15 protein-coding genes are annotated in these 17,081 nt (G+C 32.8%); 3 read left to right on the top strand and 12 right to left on the bottom strand.

The genetic code is table 11. The features are described 5' to 3' along the window. Positions 1-12 precede the first annotated feature (12 nt). From ABH960_RS26695 to ABH960_RS26750, 12 genes are all read right to left on the bottom strand, one after another. Complete coding sequence (locus ABH960_RS26695; protein WP_404449410.1) at positions 13-795, bottom strand: enoyl-CoA hydratase/isomerase family protein; 783 nt, start codon at positions 793-795, stop codon at positions 13-15. Positions 796-805: 10 nt separating this feature from the next. Then, positions 806-2,302 (bottom strand): phytoene desaturase family protein, encoded by a 1,497-nt coding sequence (locus ABH960_RS26700; RefSeq protein ID WP_404449412.1) that lies wholly within the window; start codon positions 2,300-2,302, stop codon positions 806-808. Between the two features lies 1 nt (position 2,303). Beyond that, on the bottom strand, positions 2,304-3,068 hold the full coding sequence (locus tag ABH960_RS26705; protein ID WP_404449414.1) for a 2-oxo acid dehydrogenase subunit E2: 765 nt from the start codon (positions 3,066-3,068) through the stop codon (positions 2,304-2,306). Next, positions 3,058-3,297, bottom strand: a complete 240-nt coding sequence (locus tag ABH960_RS26710) for an acyl carrier protein (RefSeq protein WP_404449416.1) — start codon at positions 3,295-3,297, stop codon at positions 3,058-3,060. Before ABH960_RS26710 ends, ABH960_RS26705 begins: the two co-directional genes overlap by 11 nt. Further along, positions 3,294-5,183, bottom strand: coding sequence for an HAD-IIIC family phosphatase (locus tag ABH960_RS26715; protein WP_404449418.1), 1,890 nt, complete (start codon positions 5,181-5,183; stop codon positions 3,294-3,296). The genes ABH960_RS26710 and ABH960_RS26715 overlap by 4 nt, the downstream gene beginning before the upstream one ends. Positions 5,184-5,195: 12 nt before the next feature. Further along, entirely contained in the window at positions 5,196-6,245 is a 1,050-nt protein-coding gene (locus tag ABH960_RS26720; protein WP_404449420.1) for a 3-oxoacyl-[acyl-carrier-protein] synthase III C-terminal domain-containing protein, read from the bottom strand. A gap of 14 nt (positions 6,246-6,259) precedes the next feature. Beyond that, positions 6,260-7,003, bottom strand: coding sequence for an SDR family oxidoreductase (locus tag ABH960_RS26725; protein ID WP_404449424.1), 744 nt, complete (start codon positions 7,001-7,003; stop codon positions 6,260-6,262). 12 nt (positions 7,004-7,015) lie between these two features. Continuing rightward, positions 7,016-7,759 carry an SDR family NAD(P)-dependent oxidoreductase gene (locus ABH960_RS26730; RefSeq protein WP_404449426.1) on the bottom strand — a complete coding sequence of 248 codons (744 nt, stop codon included), beginning with the start codon at positions 7,757-7,759 and terminating at the stop codon, positions 7,016-7,018. 75 nt (positions 7,760-7,834) lie between these two features. Beyond that, complete coding sequence (locus ABH960_RS26735; RefSeq protein ID WP_083432634.1) at positions 7,835-8,116, bottom strand: phosphopantetheine-binding protein; 282 nt, start codon at positions 8,114-8,116, stop codon at positions 7,835-7,837. Positions 8,117-8,198: 82 nt separating this feature from the next. Then, a complete protein-coding gene (locus ABH960_RS26740) occupies positions 8,199-10,493 on the bottom strand; it encodes a beta-ketoacyl synthase N-terminal-like domain-containing protein (protein WP_404449429.1) in 2,295 nt (764 codons plus the stop codon). 13 nt (positions 10,494-10,506) lie between these two features. Then, positions 10,507-11,553 carry an alpha/beta fold hydrolase gene (locus ABH960_RS26745; RefSeq protein ID WP_404449431.1) on the bottom strand — a complete coding sequence of 349 codons (1,047 nt, stop codon included), beginning with the start codon at positions 11,551-11,553 and terminating at the stop codon, positions 10,507-10,509. A gap of 19 nt (positions 11,554-11,572) precedes the next feature. Beyond that, positions 11,573-12,289 carry a thioesterase II family protein gene (locus ABH960_RS26750; RefSeq protein ID WP_404449433.1) on the bottom strand — a complete coding sequence of 239 codons (717 nt, stop codon included), beginning with the start codon at positions 12,287-12,289 and terminating at the stop codon, positions 11,573-11,575. Between the two features lie 1,103 nt (positions 12,290-13,392). Between ABH960_RS26750 and ABH960_RS26755 the strand changes: the two genes are divergently transcribed. From ABH960_RS26755 to ABH960_RS26765, 3 genes are all read left to right on the top strand, one after another. Next, complete coding sequence (locus ABH960_RS26755; protein ID WP_404449435.1) at positions 13,393-14,661, top strand: helix-turn-helix domain-containing protein; 1,269 nt, start codon at positions 13,393-13,395, stop codon at positions 14,659-14,661. Positions 14,662-14,897: 236 nt separating this feature from the next. Next, on the top strand, positions 14,898-15,740 hold the full coding sequence (locus ABH960_RS26760) for a hypothetical protein (protein ID WP_404449437.1): 843 nt from the start codon (positions 14,898-14,900) through the stop codon (positions 15,738-15,740). A 313-nt stretch (positions 15,741-16,053) separates the two neighbouring features. After that, positions 16,054-16,968, top strand: a complete 915-nt coding sequence (locus tag ABH960_RS26765) for an RNA-guided endonuclease TnpB family protein (RefSeq protein WP_404449439.1) — start codon at positions 16,054-16,056, stop codon at positions 16,966-16,968. The last annotated feature ends 113 nt before the right edge of the window (positions 16,969-17,081 follow it).

Here is a 17,081-nt window from a genome sequence, read left to right on the forward strand (position 1 = left end):
CAGTCACCCTCCTTAGATCATAGAATGATTTAATATAGTTTTTAAACGATTTATAACTTCATCACTTTTAAAGCTATTCTGTAAAGCTTCATTTTCCATACAAAGTTGATCTTCCAAAGTATTTTGCAGTGAATGTTTGAGTAACGTCTTTGTACGTTGTATTGCCGAAAAGTCTTGTGAATGTATTTTTTCACAAAATTCTTCTATATGACTTTTCATTTCTTTTGTAGAAGGAAATACTTGGTTAAACAATCCCCAATCTTTTACCTCTGCTGCTGTAAATAAATCACCAGATAGGATAATGGAATATGTTTTTGTCATCCCGATCAAACGAGGAAGAAAATAACTGCTACTTAAATCTGCTGTCACTCCCATATTATGAAAATTTTCAATAAATTTAGCTCGTTCTACCGCAAGGCGATAATCACACCCTAGGAATATATTTAGTCCTCCTCCGTAGGCATATCCATTAAATCCTACAATTGTAACCTTTGGAGAGTAATATATTTCTTTTATTACTTCATTCAAAAGATCTAGCATTTTTTGCAATTCAGAATGATTCTTTGTTTCCCCTATTTCTAATAGTCCGGGTAGTGATGGTCCGCTAGAAAAGAAACTACGATGCTGACTCAAAAATACAATAGTCTTAATATCTGGATTATGATTTGCATATCTAATTTCCTCTAATAACTCTGTAGCAAATGCAAAGTCTAAACTATTTTTTGTTTCTTTAGAATCCAAATAGATATAAGCTGTTGCTGTATGGTCATTACATATCGTTTTTACACATTTCATCTTCTTTCTCCTAAACACCGACTTTTGTTTTTGTTAGCTTTTCAAGTAATTTATAACTTGATAGTAATACCGAAACCACTCCACCACCTGCATCTGTCCACTGACCAGATAGGTACAGCCCCTCAATTGGTGTTTCATGTTGCGGCCTCGAGGTTAGTTGATTCATATTCTGTTCCCATCCATATATAGCCCCACCTGTATTATTCGTATATCTCTCCATTGTTTTTGGAGTCCCAGATTCTACAAAATCTATATGTCCCGATAAATTAGGGATAACGGTTTCAGCCATACTAATCAATTTTTCCTGATATTGCTCCTTCACATCTTTCCAATCTCTTCCTATATCGTAAGGAACTAATGTAGTAATAACAGACGCATGCTTTCCATCAGGAGCCAGTGAACGATCCACTAAAGTTGGGGTAGTAATGGCAAGACCACTTAAACCATCTACTCCCAATTCTTTCAAGTTTTTATGTTTATTAAAGAATTCATCATAATCATAACCAGTAAATAAGAATGTTTCATGCGCTAAGTTTAAATCTTCTAGTGGATAATCTACTCCCATAAATACTTCGAAAGCCGAAATGGAGTGCGTAAGGCGAGAGATTCGTTTTTTGTATCGAGCTGTGAAAAATTCTTCTCCAACTAACTCATGCATCATTTTGGTAAGATCACCATTACATACTACAATTGGTGCTTCTACATACTCTCCAGTAGATAAATGAATCCCTTTTACTTTCTTATTTTCTACCTCAATCTTTTTCACTTCATTGTTCAAACAAACTTCCCCACCTAATTCTTGAACACGCCCCACAAAAGCATCCGCTAGCTTTTGAAAACTTCCCTTTAGGTAATAAATATCTTCTTGGAAATAACTCATAATGGCGTAAGCAAAAAACATTGCACTTCCTTTTGTAGGAGGAGTTCCATAATAAACCCATAAGGCCGAGAAAGCATAAATAGCTTTTGGATCTTTTAAAAATGAAGCTACCATATCATGAAAAGTCATCGTTCTATACTTCATAATTGTTTCGTTAGCTAACATTTTCATTGGATCTCTCGATTTTAAAAGTTCCATCGTTGCCACATACAACTTTTCCATTTCCTTAACTAAGTTTTCAATATTCTTTTTTTCGTGAGGGAAAATATTGCTATATGTTTCTATTAACCCCATCGTTTGACGAGGAACTGTAAAGTTCTGATCAGGATAGAAAACAGAATACACTTCATCCAGTCGTTCAAATTCCAATTGATCGTTCAGCCCTGCCTTTTTCAATAATTCATACAACAGGCCATCATCTTTCGCTCCAGCGACAATTCGTACAGCTGAATCGAATGTATATTTCTTTCTACTGAATGAGTGAGCATATCCACCTGCTCTATAATGACGCTCCACAACTAATACGGAATATCCTTCTTGAGCCAAATAGACCGCTGCACCTAACCCCCCCATTCCAGCGCCTACTACAATTACATCATATTTATCCTTTTTAGGACGCCTAGCCATATTAATCCCCCCATTTCTCCAATTGTTCTTTTATTTCTGCCAAAATATCGGCTGCTAATGCTCCGTCTATAGCCCTATGATCAAATGTCAAACATACTGGTAGAATAGGACGGATTTCAATGCTACTGTCTATTACTTTCGCTTTTTCTTCAATCGCCCCAACCCCAAAACATAGGGTAGCTGAAGTGATTGGATAAAAGTGTTTGATTGGTCTATGTCCAAGAGAAGTAACAGTAAAGGTCCCTTGAATATTATGTCGTTTCTTTAAATTACCAACGTTCATTTTATATAGGATATTTCCTAACCAAGTAGGTAAAGAATGAAGCATTTTTATAGGCTTAAAATCTTCTATTTCTTGAAATTCAGTTTTTTTGTAGTACTCTATATCATTTTGAATCTCTTCTAGAGATTTTGAATCACTGTTAAAAACTTTCCCGGTTAGAACCACTCTTTCCTTATTAATTGTTTTATCCAAAGTAAACTTTGCAATAATTTCATTGTAAACGGCCATTTTGGGCGAAAATGCTTCTTTGACTGATACATTTGCTTGGGGGTATTTCTTTAATACCTCTGAAATGCCCTTTATAATAAAAGCAATGTAACTAATTTTATTTTGAGTTTTCGTATAGATATTGTCTCTAGACTTTTGAAGGTTACGTACATCTACCTCTACACTGAGGTAAACAGGACTAAATTCTTTTGCATGATCTAAAAAATGATAAGTGTGTTTCCTTTGATTGGGATAATTCAGAATCTCACTGCCCATTTTTTGTCTCCTCAATTAATGTTTGCAACTGCTCAATTGTTTGTACTTTAGAATATTGATCCATACTTAAACGAATATTAAATTCGTCTTCAACATGCGTTAGTATACGTAAACTGTTTACAGAGTCCCATCCTTCATAATCAGATAACTCTTTATTAAAACTAATTTCTTCTTCTTCAACTTCCAGAATATCTGCAAGTAATTCCGTTAGAATACTTGTTAAAGTCATTGTACTACCTCCCCATTTGTTGATAACTGAATCCATGGCACTTCTTTTAACTGCATTTCACTCAAGTTATAATCAAATACTACTGTCCCATTTTCTTCACTTAATATATTGAATCCGTGATTAATATAAAAATCCTTTACAATATGATTCTTTTTAGAAGGTATGTAATTTCCAATTACTACATTTACGCCTTCATTTTTTGCTTGTTTTAACACGTGGCTTAATACTACTGTTTCGATGCCTCTTGAGAAGACACGACAACTCATAATAAAATTCGAAATATTCCAGATTTTATTCTCGTTTTTAATGATCTCATTTACAAATACCACACCAACAATACCATTATCACCAAATTTATCAGATGATTTAAAGCCAAAAACATGATGCCCCAGATTGTCACTCATAGATTTAACTTCTTTTTCCTGTAGTCGCTCAGTAGTCATATTAAATTGGTTTGTTCTTTGTGTTAGCTGAGCTAAACGTGGAATAGTAAAGTTGTTCGGCTCAATAATTTCAACTTTAATGTCTAGAGCCTCTAAATATTCTTCTATTGAGTGAGATGTTTTCTTTAATGTTTCTCTTTGTACAATTTGCTGATACTTTTCTTTTCGAGAATAGTCTTCTTTTGTAAGAGAAATTGTATTAAACCACCCCTTATTTAATAGCTCTGAAATGTAATAAGATGGATCATTAGGCATATTAGGTACTTCTACATCAGGAAGATATGTTTTTACCATTTCTCTCTCAAATGGATTGTCATCAATGAACACCAAACTATTCATACCAATATTTAAATCATTAACAGTTTCTTTAATATTTTCATGTTTAGGTTCCCAGTTAGAGCACACTTTTACAAAGTCTTCCTCTTTTAAAACGGTATGTGGATGAGTGTGGAACACCTCTTTTGCATTAGACCACTCATTCTTACTATTGATAGTTAATAGTACTCCTTGGTTTCCTAAGGTCTGTATCGCTTTTTGAAATTCGTAATAGATATTTCCTGGCTTTTCATCTGGACCTAAGTCGATTCCATGTACGCCAGCATCCCCAATAATTCCGCCCCAAAGGGTATTATCTAAATCTAAAACTAGGCATTTTTTCTGCAGTCCCAAAATCGAACGATGAATCTTATGGATTTCTTCCGCGATAGCATGTAACAATTCTTGAGAAAAACTCATTGATCCATAATAACGCATTTTATTATCTGTTACAGCTACTCCAAAATCTTGGTAGAAAAGGTCGATATCCAGGACAATCAATTGTTCGTAGTTATCCATTAATGATAATAAATGACTATTCAGATTTCTCCATAATTTACTTAGCTTCGCTTTTGTTTTATAGTCAATAACATTATGGTGGGAAAGGCTTAATAATGGAATTGTATTTAATATAAATAATCCACCATTTAGCTTTGTAAAGTTTTTAATTAAATTCTCTAATTCATTTAATTTAAGCATTACAGTCGCTTCAATTTGTTCAATTGTGGAACTTAAACTGATCTCGTTAAAGATAAATCCTTCATCAAGTAAACATACTGTCACATTAGGTTCTGATTTATAAAGTTCACTATCTTTATTCATCAGTTCATATACATATTGATTATACGGACTTACATAGTTGTCTAAAAAGATGGAATCTTTAAAGGAAGCGAACCTTAAATAACTAATCAGGTCATCAGCAGTGAAGTTACTTACCAGCCCTACCTTTAACTTATGAAAGTCTGGAACCTGTTCCAAATCCAACTTTCTTAGTAAGAATCCGATTTTTTCCTTTGTTAATACAGATTTTATCCCCAAAGATCCATTCAATATGTTTGAAAGTATTTCTTGACTACCAGGTTTTTTTATAAAGTCTTTTACTAATTTAATTAACTCTTTATCATTCATAGGAACCACCTTTTATACGTATTGTAAAACAAATCCTGTTTTTATCCATTTCGATGATTCTATTGCTACTCCCACTACTTTTTCATTCAATTTTATTTGCTCACTTAACTTTGCTAATTGAACATAAGGTAAGGCATTTCCGTTATTTCCAGTTTCTTTTACACAATTAGTGGTTTTATCAAAATCCAATTCTGCATGCTCTATAATTCTCTTAGTCATATTCCAGCCTAATTGTGGGGGGAGGAAGTGATCCACTTCATCTTTTTCCAAATTATTTTCTTCCAATAATGTGCTAAACATTTCCTTCGTCAAGGTAGGAACGTGTTCTTCAATAGCTTTGTAATCTTCTTGAGCTGATGGATATTTCTTAGCTATTTGTCTTGAAGTCATTCCCTGTACATCAGAAGGGATATTCCCAATCCAATTCATCACTTGTGCAGGTTTACGATTTAGTCCTTCAAATTTATTTGAAATTTGTACGAATTTAAAACCAGGCGATTTTGTATTTTTACTTAGGATCGCTGCACCTGCACCGTCTCCAAATAATACATAATTGATTAGTTCTGAAGAACGAAGCTTTTTAAAATCTCTATTTAAATCCATATATTTATTGCATACATCTCCGCCAACCACTAATGCATGCTTATAATCATTCGCTTTTAAAAACTGTTGTGCAACATCTAGTCCTTGTAATGCTCCCGAACAACCCGCTTGGATTTGATATGTTGGGATGCCTTGCATACCAAGTCTATCAGCTAAAAGATTTACTGTTGCAGGCATTAAATGATCTGGAGTAGCTGTGGATAATATAATAAGGTCAATTTCTTCTAAGGATTGTAATGGGGATTTCTGAAAAGCATCCAACGCAGCTTTTTCACATAGATCAATTAAGTCATAATCTATCTTTTTCTCTTGAAAGTTAATTGCATAATATCTAGATTCATTTCCAATAACATTTTCTATCCAATCAGCTCTTATACTCAACGTATCTTCCATATCTTTATTTGTAATTGGTGTACCAGGTAAAAATGTTCCTAAACTAACAATTTTAATTTCATCCAACTTATATTTCCTCCTTAAATGACTGTTTCTATACCTGCACCAATATGAATGTTTTCTCCACCAATTGTTGGAACAGCTGGCTCAACAAGCATATTCAAGGCAGGAACTAATTCTTTTAACTTTAATAACCTTGGACGTAATGCAAATATCTCTAACTTCTTCTTTAATTCCTTTTTCGTTGCAGAATCAAAGTCATTATCATAATATCCAAATGTCATAGCATTTACATTCAATTTGAATGCTGCTAACTCATGTGACATACATTTCATAAGAGAAATCTTCCCGTGATTTAACATTGGCGAACTTGGGTAATATTCTGGATATAATACATCAAAGATAAGCGGGAAAATTACCTTTCCTTCCTTTGTTTTAATCATTTGGGATGTGACAACTCGGCTAAATAAGTAGACTTTTTCAAACATTTCCTCAATCGTTTTTTCTAAACCAATAGGATCTTCTCTAAAGTAACTTGTTTCATCAAGCATTTCATTTCCATGAATTAAAGTATCAATTTTGCCAAAGCGACCAGAAATTTCTTCTACCTCTTTCTCTAAAGATTCAATACAAATATGTGGATTACAGATAAGCATGCACTTTTCAAAGTTCACTTTCATTTCCTCCAAGTGCTTTTCATACTTATTTTTTTCTCCTTCATTTTGAAAGTAAAAGATTACATTATAACCACGTTGTAAATAAAACTCCCCGATGAATTGATTAAAAGATTGTTCACAGTTTGTAATAAGTAGATTTTTTTCCAAATTACTACCCTCCTATCTTAAAAATCCGCCGTCTATTTTAAATACTGTACTAGTAAAATATGAATTCTCATCATCCGCCAAAAACATAACAATATTTGCAATTTGTTCAGTTTGACCTAATGCTTTTGTATTCGTATGGTATAAAAAGTTACTTAGCTTATTATCTGGTACATGCTGGATCATCTCTGTTTCAATCATTCCAGGAGCTACAGCATTAACCCTTATTCCTTGTGTACTATACATTCGAGACAACATACGTGTGAATCCTATAATAGCTCCTTTTGAACATCCATAATTTGTTTGTGCTTCTCTTCCATTTACAGCACTTACTGAAACCATATTAATGATGTTTCCGCTTTTTTGTTTCACCATATATGGAATAACTTCATTGCAGAAATAATATGTACCGCCGAAATTTGTTTGGAAAACATCATTCCAATCAGCTTCCTCAGTTTTAAATATAAAATTATCTCGATTAATCCCTGCATTATTGACTAGCACATCAATCTTTCCATGGCTATTCATAATATCTTGGATCGTTTGTTGTACAAAACTTCTATCATTTACTTCTCCTTTATAGAAGTAAATTTCGTGCCCATACTTATTTAACTCCTCTTGGATCTCATTAGCGGCCTTTTCACTTCGTGCATAAATTCCAATTACTTTCGCACCATTTTTCGCTAATTGTACTGCAATCTCTTTACCTATCCCTCTGGTCGCTCCTGTTACAATAACAACCTTATCTTTTAGAGTCATTTTTCTTCCTCTCCCATGTTAAAAAATAACCGGTGAAGTCTACTTCTATTGTTGCAGACTTCACCGGTTGAAAATTTATACCGTCTGCAATAAACGCTCACTAATATAAGCTGCTAATGTTTCTACAGAACTAAATGTCTCGCGTATTTTATCTTCAGGAAGACCTTGCATTTTAATTTGGAACTCTTCCTCAACTCCTGAAATCACATCTAATGCTTCTACAGAATCTAATCCTAATCCATCTCCAAATAATGCTTCATTATCATCAATTTCTTCTGCCGTAATATCCTCAAGCTCTAATCTCTCTACTAAGATTTTTTCCTTAATAATGTTTTTGATTTCCTCGATTTTTTTCATTTGAATTTCCTCCTAAGTTTTTTTAAGTTTATTTTTTAATTTTTTATTAAATTTATATCACTCTATCAAGGGTAAAACATGCTTATTTAACTTTGCTTACTACAACAGCAGCATTATTACCATTTAAAGAGGTACTCACAATTAGACCTTTCGATAACTTTGTAACGTCTCGATTAAAATATTGACTCACAGCTTCTACATCCTTGATTTTCCCACCAAATAGTTCAGCCGCGATATATAAATGATTTAATGAGCTAGTAGACTCTAAATATCCTTTTGAATTAAAGCAGTGCTTGAATACATGATCCGCAACGTTCAATTCATTAAATAAATTTTCATATATATCTATGTCCTTAGATAAACCATTTGAATTGTAGAAAATAAAATCAATTTCTCCAATAGGAGTAGCTGCTTTTTCTAAGGCGCCATCAATTGCCTTTTTCAAACTAGTCGCATCACTTCCAAAAGTTAAGCCTGCCCCTAGAATTTCTGCATAAGCTGCTTTTTCATCTAAATCATTAGATAGCACAAGACAACTGCTTCCCTCAACAATTGGATACACACTTTCATTCAATCCAAGTGACTTATCTATTTCAGCAGATAAATCAGACAACTCATCACCTGATCCAATAAGACATTTTGCATGATCATTATCCTTTATGAATTCATAACCATATACTGCCCCAAAAAGACCATCATTCCCACCTGTACTAATGGAACTACTGAACCCGCGAATATTAAATTTCTTCGCAACTTTTCCTGCAACTGAATTTAACACCATGTCAGGAAAATAAATGCTACTAGCATATTCAGGTCCTTTTTTCAGAATAGATTGAAAATATTTTTCGGAACTTTGCAAACTACCCCTAGCTGTTCCATAAATAAAAGCAATATCTTCATTTTCTAGAGGAATTTGTACCTCTGCATCTTTAAAGGCTTGATCAGTAGCAGCAATGCTATATTGCGCCAATGAATTCATCCTTCTTTCATATAAATCTTTATTATATTCTTTAAGACTAAAATCTAATTTAGTCGGAATATCATCTTCTGAAATCAACTGTTCTATCAGACTAGTTTGTTTTTGGGCATATATTGTATTACAATTCCCTAAGCCAGTAACAAAGACTCTATTATCTGTATCAGCTGATGATATCGCTTGTCCACTCTCGGTATAGTGTTTCCAATTTTTTGATACAATGGATGCATTATGCCCACCAAAAGCGGAGTTGTTACACAAGAAATAAGTCGTCTTTTGCTTTTTCATCTCATTAGTGATTAGATTCGCATTTTCACAACCTTCTCGCTTTTCTTGGAAGTTAATTGTAGCTGGCAATAGATCTTCCTGCATTAAGAGTATAGATGTAGTATATTCTATAGATGCTGCAGCTCCTAAATTATGTCCAAAATAAGCCTTACTTGAACTAATTGGAATTTCTTTAAATTTCTCAACTCCAAAAACTCTTTCCAATCCAGATAATTCCGCAGTATCATTGGCTTTTGTTCCTGTTCCATGCGTATTAATATACTCAATTTGATCAGGTTGCAAAGAAGCCTGTTTTAATGCACGGGTAACAGCATTTTTAATCCCTTCGCCTTCTGGATGCGGAGCTGTTTCATGATATGCATCACTACTAAGTCCATACCCACATACTTCTGCATAAATCTTTGCGTTTCTCGCTAATGCATGATCTAATGTTTCTAATACTACAAAAGCTGCGCCTTCTCCTAGACTAAGTCCATATGAAGTATTGTATGGAGAACACGGAACCGAATTTAATGCACGTAGCGCATTAAAACCAGCATAAACTGATGAGGACATAGAATCTGATCCCCCTGCAATCATTACATCTGCATACCCTTTTTGGACCATTTCAAAACCAAAACCAATCGCATTTCCACTAGCCGCACAAGCTGTATTGATAGTTACTACAGGTCCACCTAAATCGAAATATTGAGCAACATGGTCTGCTTGATTAAAAAACGGATATTTTTTTGTTTGTTCTAAATCCAATGATTCAATTGTCCCTTGTTCTTCTAATGAGTTCACTCCTCCGTTACAAGTTCCTAGAGCTAGACCAATCCTATTAGAAGAAGTTTGATTCATCACCATACTTTCATGTAAAGCTTCTTTTATCGAAATGACCGCATACTGCGCACAGGGATCATACTTTTCGATTTCCTCTGTATTAAAATAATCTGCTGCATTATAATCTTTTACTTCAGCACCTATTTGACTAATAAACTTCTCTGTGTCAAACTTTTTGAGGGTATCAACCCCTGTTTTTCCTTTTTTCATTTGGTCAATTACTTCTTGTTTATTATGTCCTACTGATGAAAGTATTCCGATACCTGTCACTACAACTCTATTCCGTGCCAAGCTTTTTCCCTCCCTAAATATGATTCTCCACTTGTATGGCATGTTGATTATTTTGATATTGCTGTATTACTTTCGCTGGGATTAATTGTTGAATTTGTCCCATGTAATTTGGTGAACCATGAACATCATCAAATGTAATAAGATCCAAATTATTAATATACTGCTTAATAAATGTCAATTCTGTAATTGGAATGATTTCATCCTGTAAACTAAACACATAAGTTATAGGAATTTTCAATCTTTTTAGGCCATTTACATCTATACGAAAATTTACAAGTTCTTTTCTTAACTCATCTTCTGTCAATCCACATACATAACTTAATGTCTTTCTAGTAACAGAAGGAATATTACGCCAATCTTGATCCTTCAGATGGTAGAATTCATATAAAGGAGCACCTACTGTTACAATTCCTTTTATTCTACTATCTTGCAAAGCACATTGTATTCCTAATTGTCCACCAAAGCTCATACCGACATAATATGTATGATTAACATCCGCCTCATTTTGAAAATGGTCTAATATTTCTTGAATCATCCTATACGAGTCCACTCTAAAAGGGATTGTATTTTCTCCTACTTTAGGAAATTCCGTAACAATAACTGAAAACCCTAACTTTGGTCCTACCTCTAAAAACTTATACCATTGTTCTTTAATGGAAACGATACCGCCCATTACAATTAATAAAGGCTTCTTTTTATCAAGATTTGAAGTATATACTTTAATTTTTCCACTTTTAAGTTGTAACCATTCCTGTTTAATATCTGTATGAGATACATAAGTGTTAAAATTCTCTAGTAAACTATCATATACTTTCTGTTGTGTCTCATTACCAACATAGGGAAATCGTGCGAAGTTGAAACACTGTATGGCTTCTAACTTATCTTGGTTTAACACTCTATTCCCTTCTTGTAACCATTCATATTCCCATGAACCTTCTGTTTCTGTATCATATGAAGAAATTCGATTGAGTACTTCCGATGGAAACGTATGCTCTAAATTCTGAGATTTAATATGCAACTCTACAAATTGTTTTAATTCCCCAAGATATTGTTTATTCATTTTACCTCCTACTTTTCATCTAAATGTGCATTAATTGATCTTGTTTAAGTTGTAAACTAATTTGTTTAGCCAAAAATTCCTGTTGCTCATTTATAAAGAAGTGCCCTCCTTCTACTGTCATAACCTGCACTTCCTTACTCGTTAATTCTGACCACTTGTCCCATTCATTGTTAGTAAGAGGATCCTCTGTGCCATTAATTATTGTAATTGGAGTATTTAACCTTTCTCCAATCTTTCGGTACCTATAGGATCCTATCATATGTAAGTCTGCTTTAATAATAGGAAGATAGATTTTAGAAAAGTATGGATTTTCTATTACTTCATTGGGGGTTCCCCCTAATGCTTTAATCTTTTTTATAACTTCCTCATTACTCTTACTTACATCTACTAGTGAATCATTTTCATACTGATAAGGAAGTCGAGTTCCTGTTAAGAATACATGTTTTACTGAAAACCCTTGACTTTCCAGTAGATGCGCAAGTTCAAAACTCAATAAACTTCCCATACTATGGCCAAACAAGGAAAACTCCTCGTTTTTGTAACTCAAGTGTTGCTTAATCATAGCAATTAAGTCTTGGCAACCTTTCTCAAAGTCGTATATCAATTCTTTTAAGAAGCGTTTTCCACGACCTGGAAGTTCCAATGGAATAACTTCTAATTTATTGTTTAACAGTTTTACCAATGACTGAAATACCTTAGCTGATCCACCAGCATAATGGATACAAAATAATTTCATATATTTCCTTCCCTCAATTTCATTTTGCATAAGTATTTCGACAAGTATTCTGATATATGAAAAGTAAGGAGTTATATCATTTATCACTTATGCAATTCCTATTATTTCGTATTTTAAGATACTCCTATTAAGATTTAATTCGATTCTATTAGTCAACATATGAAAATGACTTATCTCAATATTTGTACTTTTCCCCTTTCTTTCTCTACGGTAATTTTCCTCTTTAAGTTCGAGTAGCAAAAAAGTTATGACATTTGATTTAGAGAGAGTTTATTAGCTCTTCGAAATCTTAAAGATTTTGATAATCCTACTGATATTCTTTTTTAATTTTTGTTAGCATATTAGTTTTTATACTAATGGCCAAACAGGATCTGTAACCGTCACGATAATAGCTACCACTGCCAAAATAGATTGTAACTTTCCAATTGTTTTAAATGTCATTTTAATCTCTCCCTTTAATTTTTAATTATATTTTTTAATGCCTTGTACACTTTCATAATATGGTAAGAAAATCCTGCAGTCAACATTTTTTTAACAAAATTTGTTTGTTTTGTTTTTGTTTAGTTTTTGTTAACTTCCGTGAGTTCATCATACCTTTTCTAGAACTTTCAGTCAACATCTTTTAACAAAATTTGTTTGTTTTGTTTTTTGTTTAGTTTTTGTTAACTTCCGTGAGTTCATCATATCTTTTCTAGAACTTTCAGTCAACATCTTTTAACAAAATTTGTTTGTTTTGTTTTTTGTTTAGTTTTTGTTAACTCGTGTGAGTTCATCATACCCTTCCCAAAACTTCCAGTCAACATCTTTTAACAAAATTTGTTTTTATTATTTTTGTTTAATTAATGTTAAATTATATAAAATCACTAAAACTTCCTATATTTATAAGTAAACATTTTTAAACAAAAAATTTTTTTTGTGTTTTTGTTAAACAAATGTTAATATTGTATTAAGAAAAGCGTACTTATAATTGAATCTATGTTTTAAATTGTTTTTAAACCTTGTTTTTCCACTTACTGAAGTATCCAGAAAACTCATATATGTACTCTTTTATCTTTAATATTAAATTCATATTTTATAGTTAGAAGAAACGAGGTAATGTAACTATGATAGGTGAGCAGATTAAATCTCTAAGGAAGAAAGCTAAATTAACACAACAAGATTTAGCAGAAGGCATTATTACAAGAAGCTATTTAAGTCAAATTGAACAAGGATCTGTACAGCCAACATATGAAGTCTTAGAAAAGTTCGCAAAAAAACTCAATTGTACACTAGATGATATCCTTCTAAAGCCTATAGATAAAAAGATGGGTACGCTAGAATTAGGTAGACAATTGAAACTTTCTGAAAACTATGTAACAACTTCTCAATTTGAACAAGCAAAGAAAATTATCGATAAGTTAGAGAGAACCATTGAAAATATGGATGTTTCAAATTTAGAACACGGTATTTTCAATTGGATTAGGGGCAAGTATTGCGAATATGATAAGGATTATGAAAAAGCAAGATTCTTCTACGAGGCGAGTATTCAACACCTTGAAGGCGAAAATAATGATATCTGGCTTCTAAAGAGTTTAGATAGACTTGGATATACCTTTATACGGTTAGGAAATTTACAACTTGCCCTGCAAACATTAAGAAGAGCATATAAGATTTCTATATATGAACAAATTCAAGACACAAACAAAATTTCATTGCTTCTAAGCCTTTCCATAGTTCATGGACAAATGGAGGAATATCATTCCGCTATTCATTTTTTAGATGAAGCAATTGAATTAAATCAGCTAATGAATACTTTCTACATGCAAGGAAAAATTCATATGGCATTAGGTGTATGTTATATGGAATTAAAGGATTACAAAAAATCTGAAAGTGAATTTTTAAACTCCTTACATTTCTGTAAATTATCAAATGAGAAAGCTGACGAATCCGGTGTTCATACAAACTTAGGGATACTATACGTAAGAAATAACGAGACAAAAAAAGGAATTAAATATTTATTACAGGCTTTGGACTCCTCTATTAACTTAAATCTGCCATCAATAAGTATTAGTAACATTAAATTAGAATTAGCTAAAGCATTTTTCAATGAAAAGCAATTAGAAGAAACCGAAAAATACTGTAATGATGTTTTATATTCTGAAGATCGCTTTGTATTCATGGATCAAATCTATGAATTATTAGGAGACATGTGTTGTCATAAACAAGAATATTCGAAAGCAATTAATAGTTATGGTGAAGCATTATCAAGCTATAAGAAGAAAAATAAAAAAAAGAAAGTAAATACAGTTCTTAAAAAAATAGGGGACACTTACTTCTATATGAATGAACCTAAGTTAGCCGTACAAAACTATCAAAAGATAGAGTTTTATTAATCTGTAACCTGCCTCATTAACAATATTCTCTAATTTATTTCGATAACTTATAATCTCGAATCAACCTATAAAAATTCAGAGAACTATTCAAAAACACAGGAAGCTCGCTACAGCTTAGATACTTCAAACAAAAATGCTTCTCTTTCAACATAGAGAAGCATTTTTTATATCAAAAATCATTCAACAAGATAATACCTAAAAAATATTAAGGAGGGATTATTATAGAAGTCTACGCTTTGAGTGGGCCCAGTGGTACTGGCAAAAGCACAGTCGCACTCACCTTTTCATATCAAAATAATATTCCAGCTATTATCGATGATGGCCTATTAATTGTAAATGGGAAAAAAGCAGCTGGTTTTTCTGCCAAATATGAAAAAAATTCTTTTACTGCTGTAAAAAGAGCAATTTTTCATTTTAATGATCATGCAAAAGAAGTAAAGACCACCTTAAGTAAATTGAAAATTAACAAAATTTTAATTATCGGTACTTCAAAAGAAATGGTAGATTTAATTGCATTAAGACTAGGGATTCCATCAATTAATCACCACATCAATATCGGAGAAATTAGATCTCTAACGCAAATGAAAATGGCACAATATGTACGTAAAACAGAAGGAAAGCATGTCATTCCTGTACCACATAATCAAATTGATCAAAACTTCTTTCGAAAGATAATTAAACAAGGAATCAAAATTTTATCACCAAACAAGGAATTAATGGGAGAAACAACAGTTGTCACACCCAACTTCCATAAAGACTCTATTCACGTCTCCAATAAAACTTTAGAACAAATCATAAAAAGGCAATGTGAATCTGTAGCAGAAGTACTTAGATGTAAAAAGATTACCATTAATATGTTCACTCTCCCTACTGTAAAAGTTACTATTGACCTGTCTTATCCTAATCAACATAGTATTAAATCCATTGCGGAAACTGTTCAAGACCAGATTAATCAAGGTTTTCAACAGCATCTACAGCTAAATTTAGATTCTATTGATATCTACATCTCTAAAATTAAGGGGCTAAATAAGAAAAAATTTAAAAAAGACGTCTCAGCCTTTATGGGATTAAATAAATAGGATTAAGAGCTCTTCTCCAAAGGTTATAAAAACATCCATGACTAAATTAAAAATTAATATAATATATATCAGAAAATGAGGTGTATTTTTAATACACCTCATTTTCTGATATATACCATTTATTTTATCATTTTAGCCAAGAAGACTCCTTCCTCAAGGAACGCGAAGTGAGTAGGTGGGAGATGAATTGGCTTCGGACAAGGGATGGCAGGAAGCCATCTTAATTGTTCGAAATACATAAACTGTTACTTCACTACCTATCGAATGTATGTTTGTTGTACAATAGACACATATCGAAATGGAGGTGAAACGAATGATGATCAATAAAGCATATAAATTTCGTATCTATCCAAATAAAGAACAAGCGATTCTAATCAATAAAACGATTGGCTGTTCTCGTTTTGTATTCAATCACTTCCTATCTCTATGGGATAATGCATATAAAGAAACAGGAAAAGGTTTGACATATGGTACATGCTCTGCCAAACTTCCTGCCATGAAGAAAGAGTTTGTTTGGCTAAAAGAAGTGGATAGTATTGCGATTCAGTCGTCTGTTCGCAACCTTGCGGATGCTTATACACGCTTTTTCAAAAAACAAAACAGTGCCCCGCGTTTCAAATCCAAGAAAAACAACGTGCAATCTTATACCACAAAACAAACAAATGAAAATATTGCCGTTGTAGGGAACAAAATGAAGTTGCCAAAACTAGGTCTTGTTCGATTTGCCAAAAGTCATGAAGTAAAGGGACGTATTTTAAATGCTACAGTTAGACGGAACCCTTCTGGCAGATACTTTGTGTCATTGTTAGTTGAAACAGAAGTGCAAGAACTTCCGAAAACAAATTCTTACATTGGAATGGATGTGGGACTAAAAGATTTCGCCATTTTGTCAGATGGAACAACCTATAAAAATCCGAAGTTTTTTCGATCATTAGAAGAGAAGTTGGCAAAAGCAATTAGTGAGGTATCATGGTCACAGTTTCGAACTATGTTGGAATATAAGGCAAAATGGTACGGCAAACAAGTCATTGTCGTATCGAAAACATTTGCTTCAAGCCAATTATGTTCTTGTTGTGGATATCAAAACAAAGACGTTAAAAATCTAAACCTACGTAAATGGGACTGTCCTTCTTGTCGTACACACCATGATAGGGATATTAACGCAAGTATCAATCTAAAGAATGAAGCGATAAGGCTTCTAACCGCAAGGACTGCGGGGTTAGCCTAATAAATTAGAGTTCGATAGAACTCTTTACTTAGGAATCCCCCTCTTCTAAACGAAGTGAAAGTGGGGGTAGTTCAATCAATGTACCATTATCTATATGAATATTTACTCTTACA

Origin of the sequence: Bacillus sp. RC252 (assembly GCF_044909215.1) — a bacterium.
GTDB classification, from domain to species: domain Bacteria; phylum Bacillota; class Bacilli; order Bacillales; family Bacillaceae_G; genus Bacillus_A; species Bacillus_A mycoides.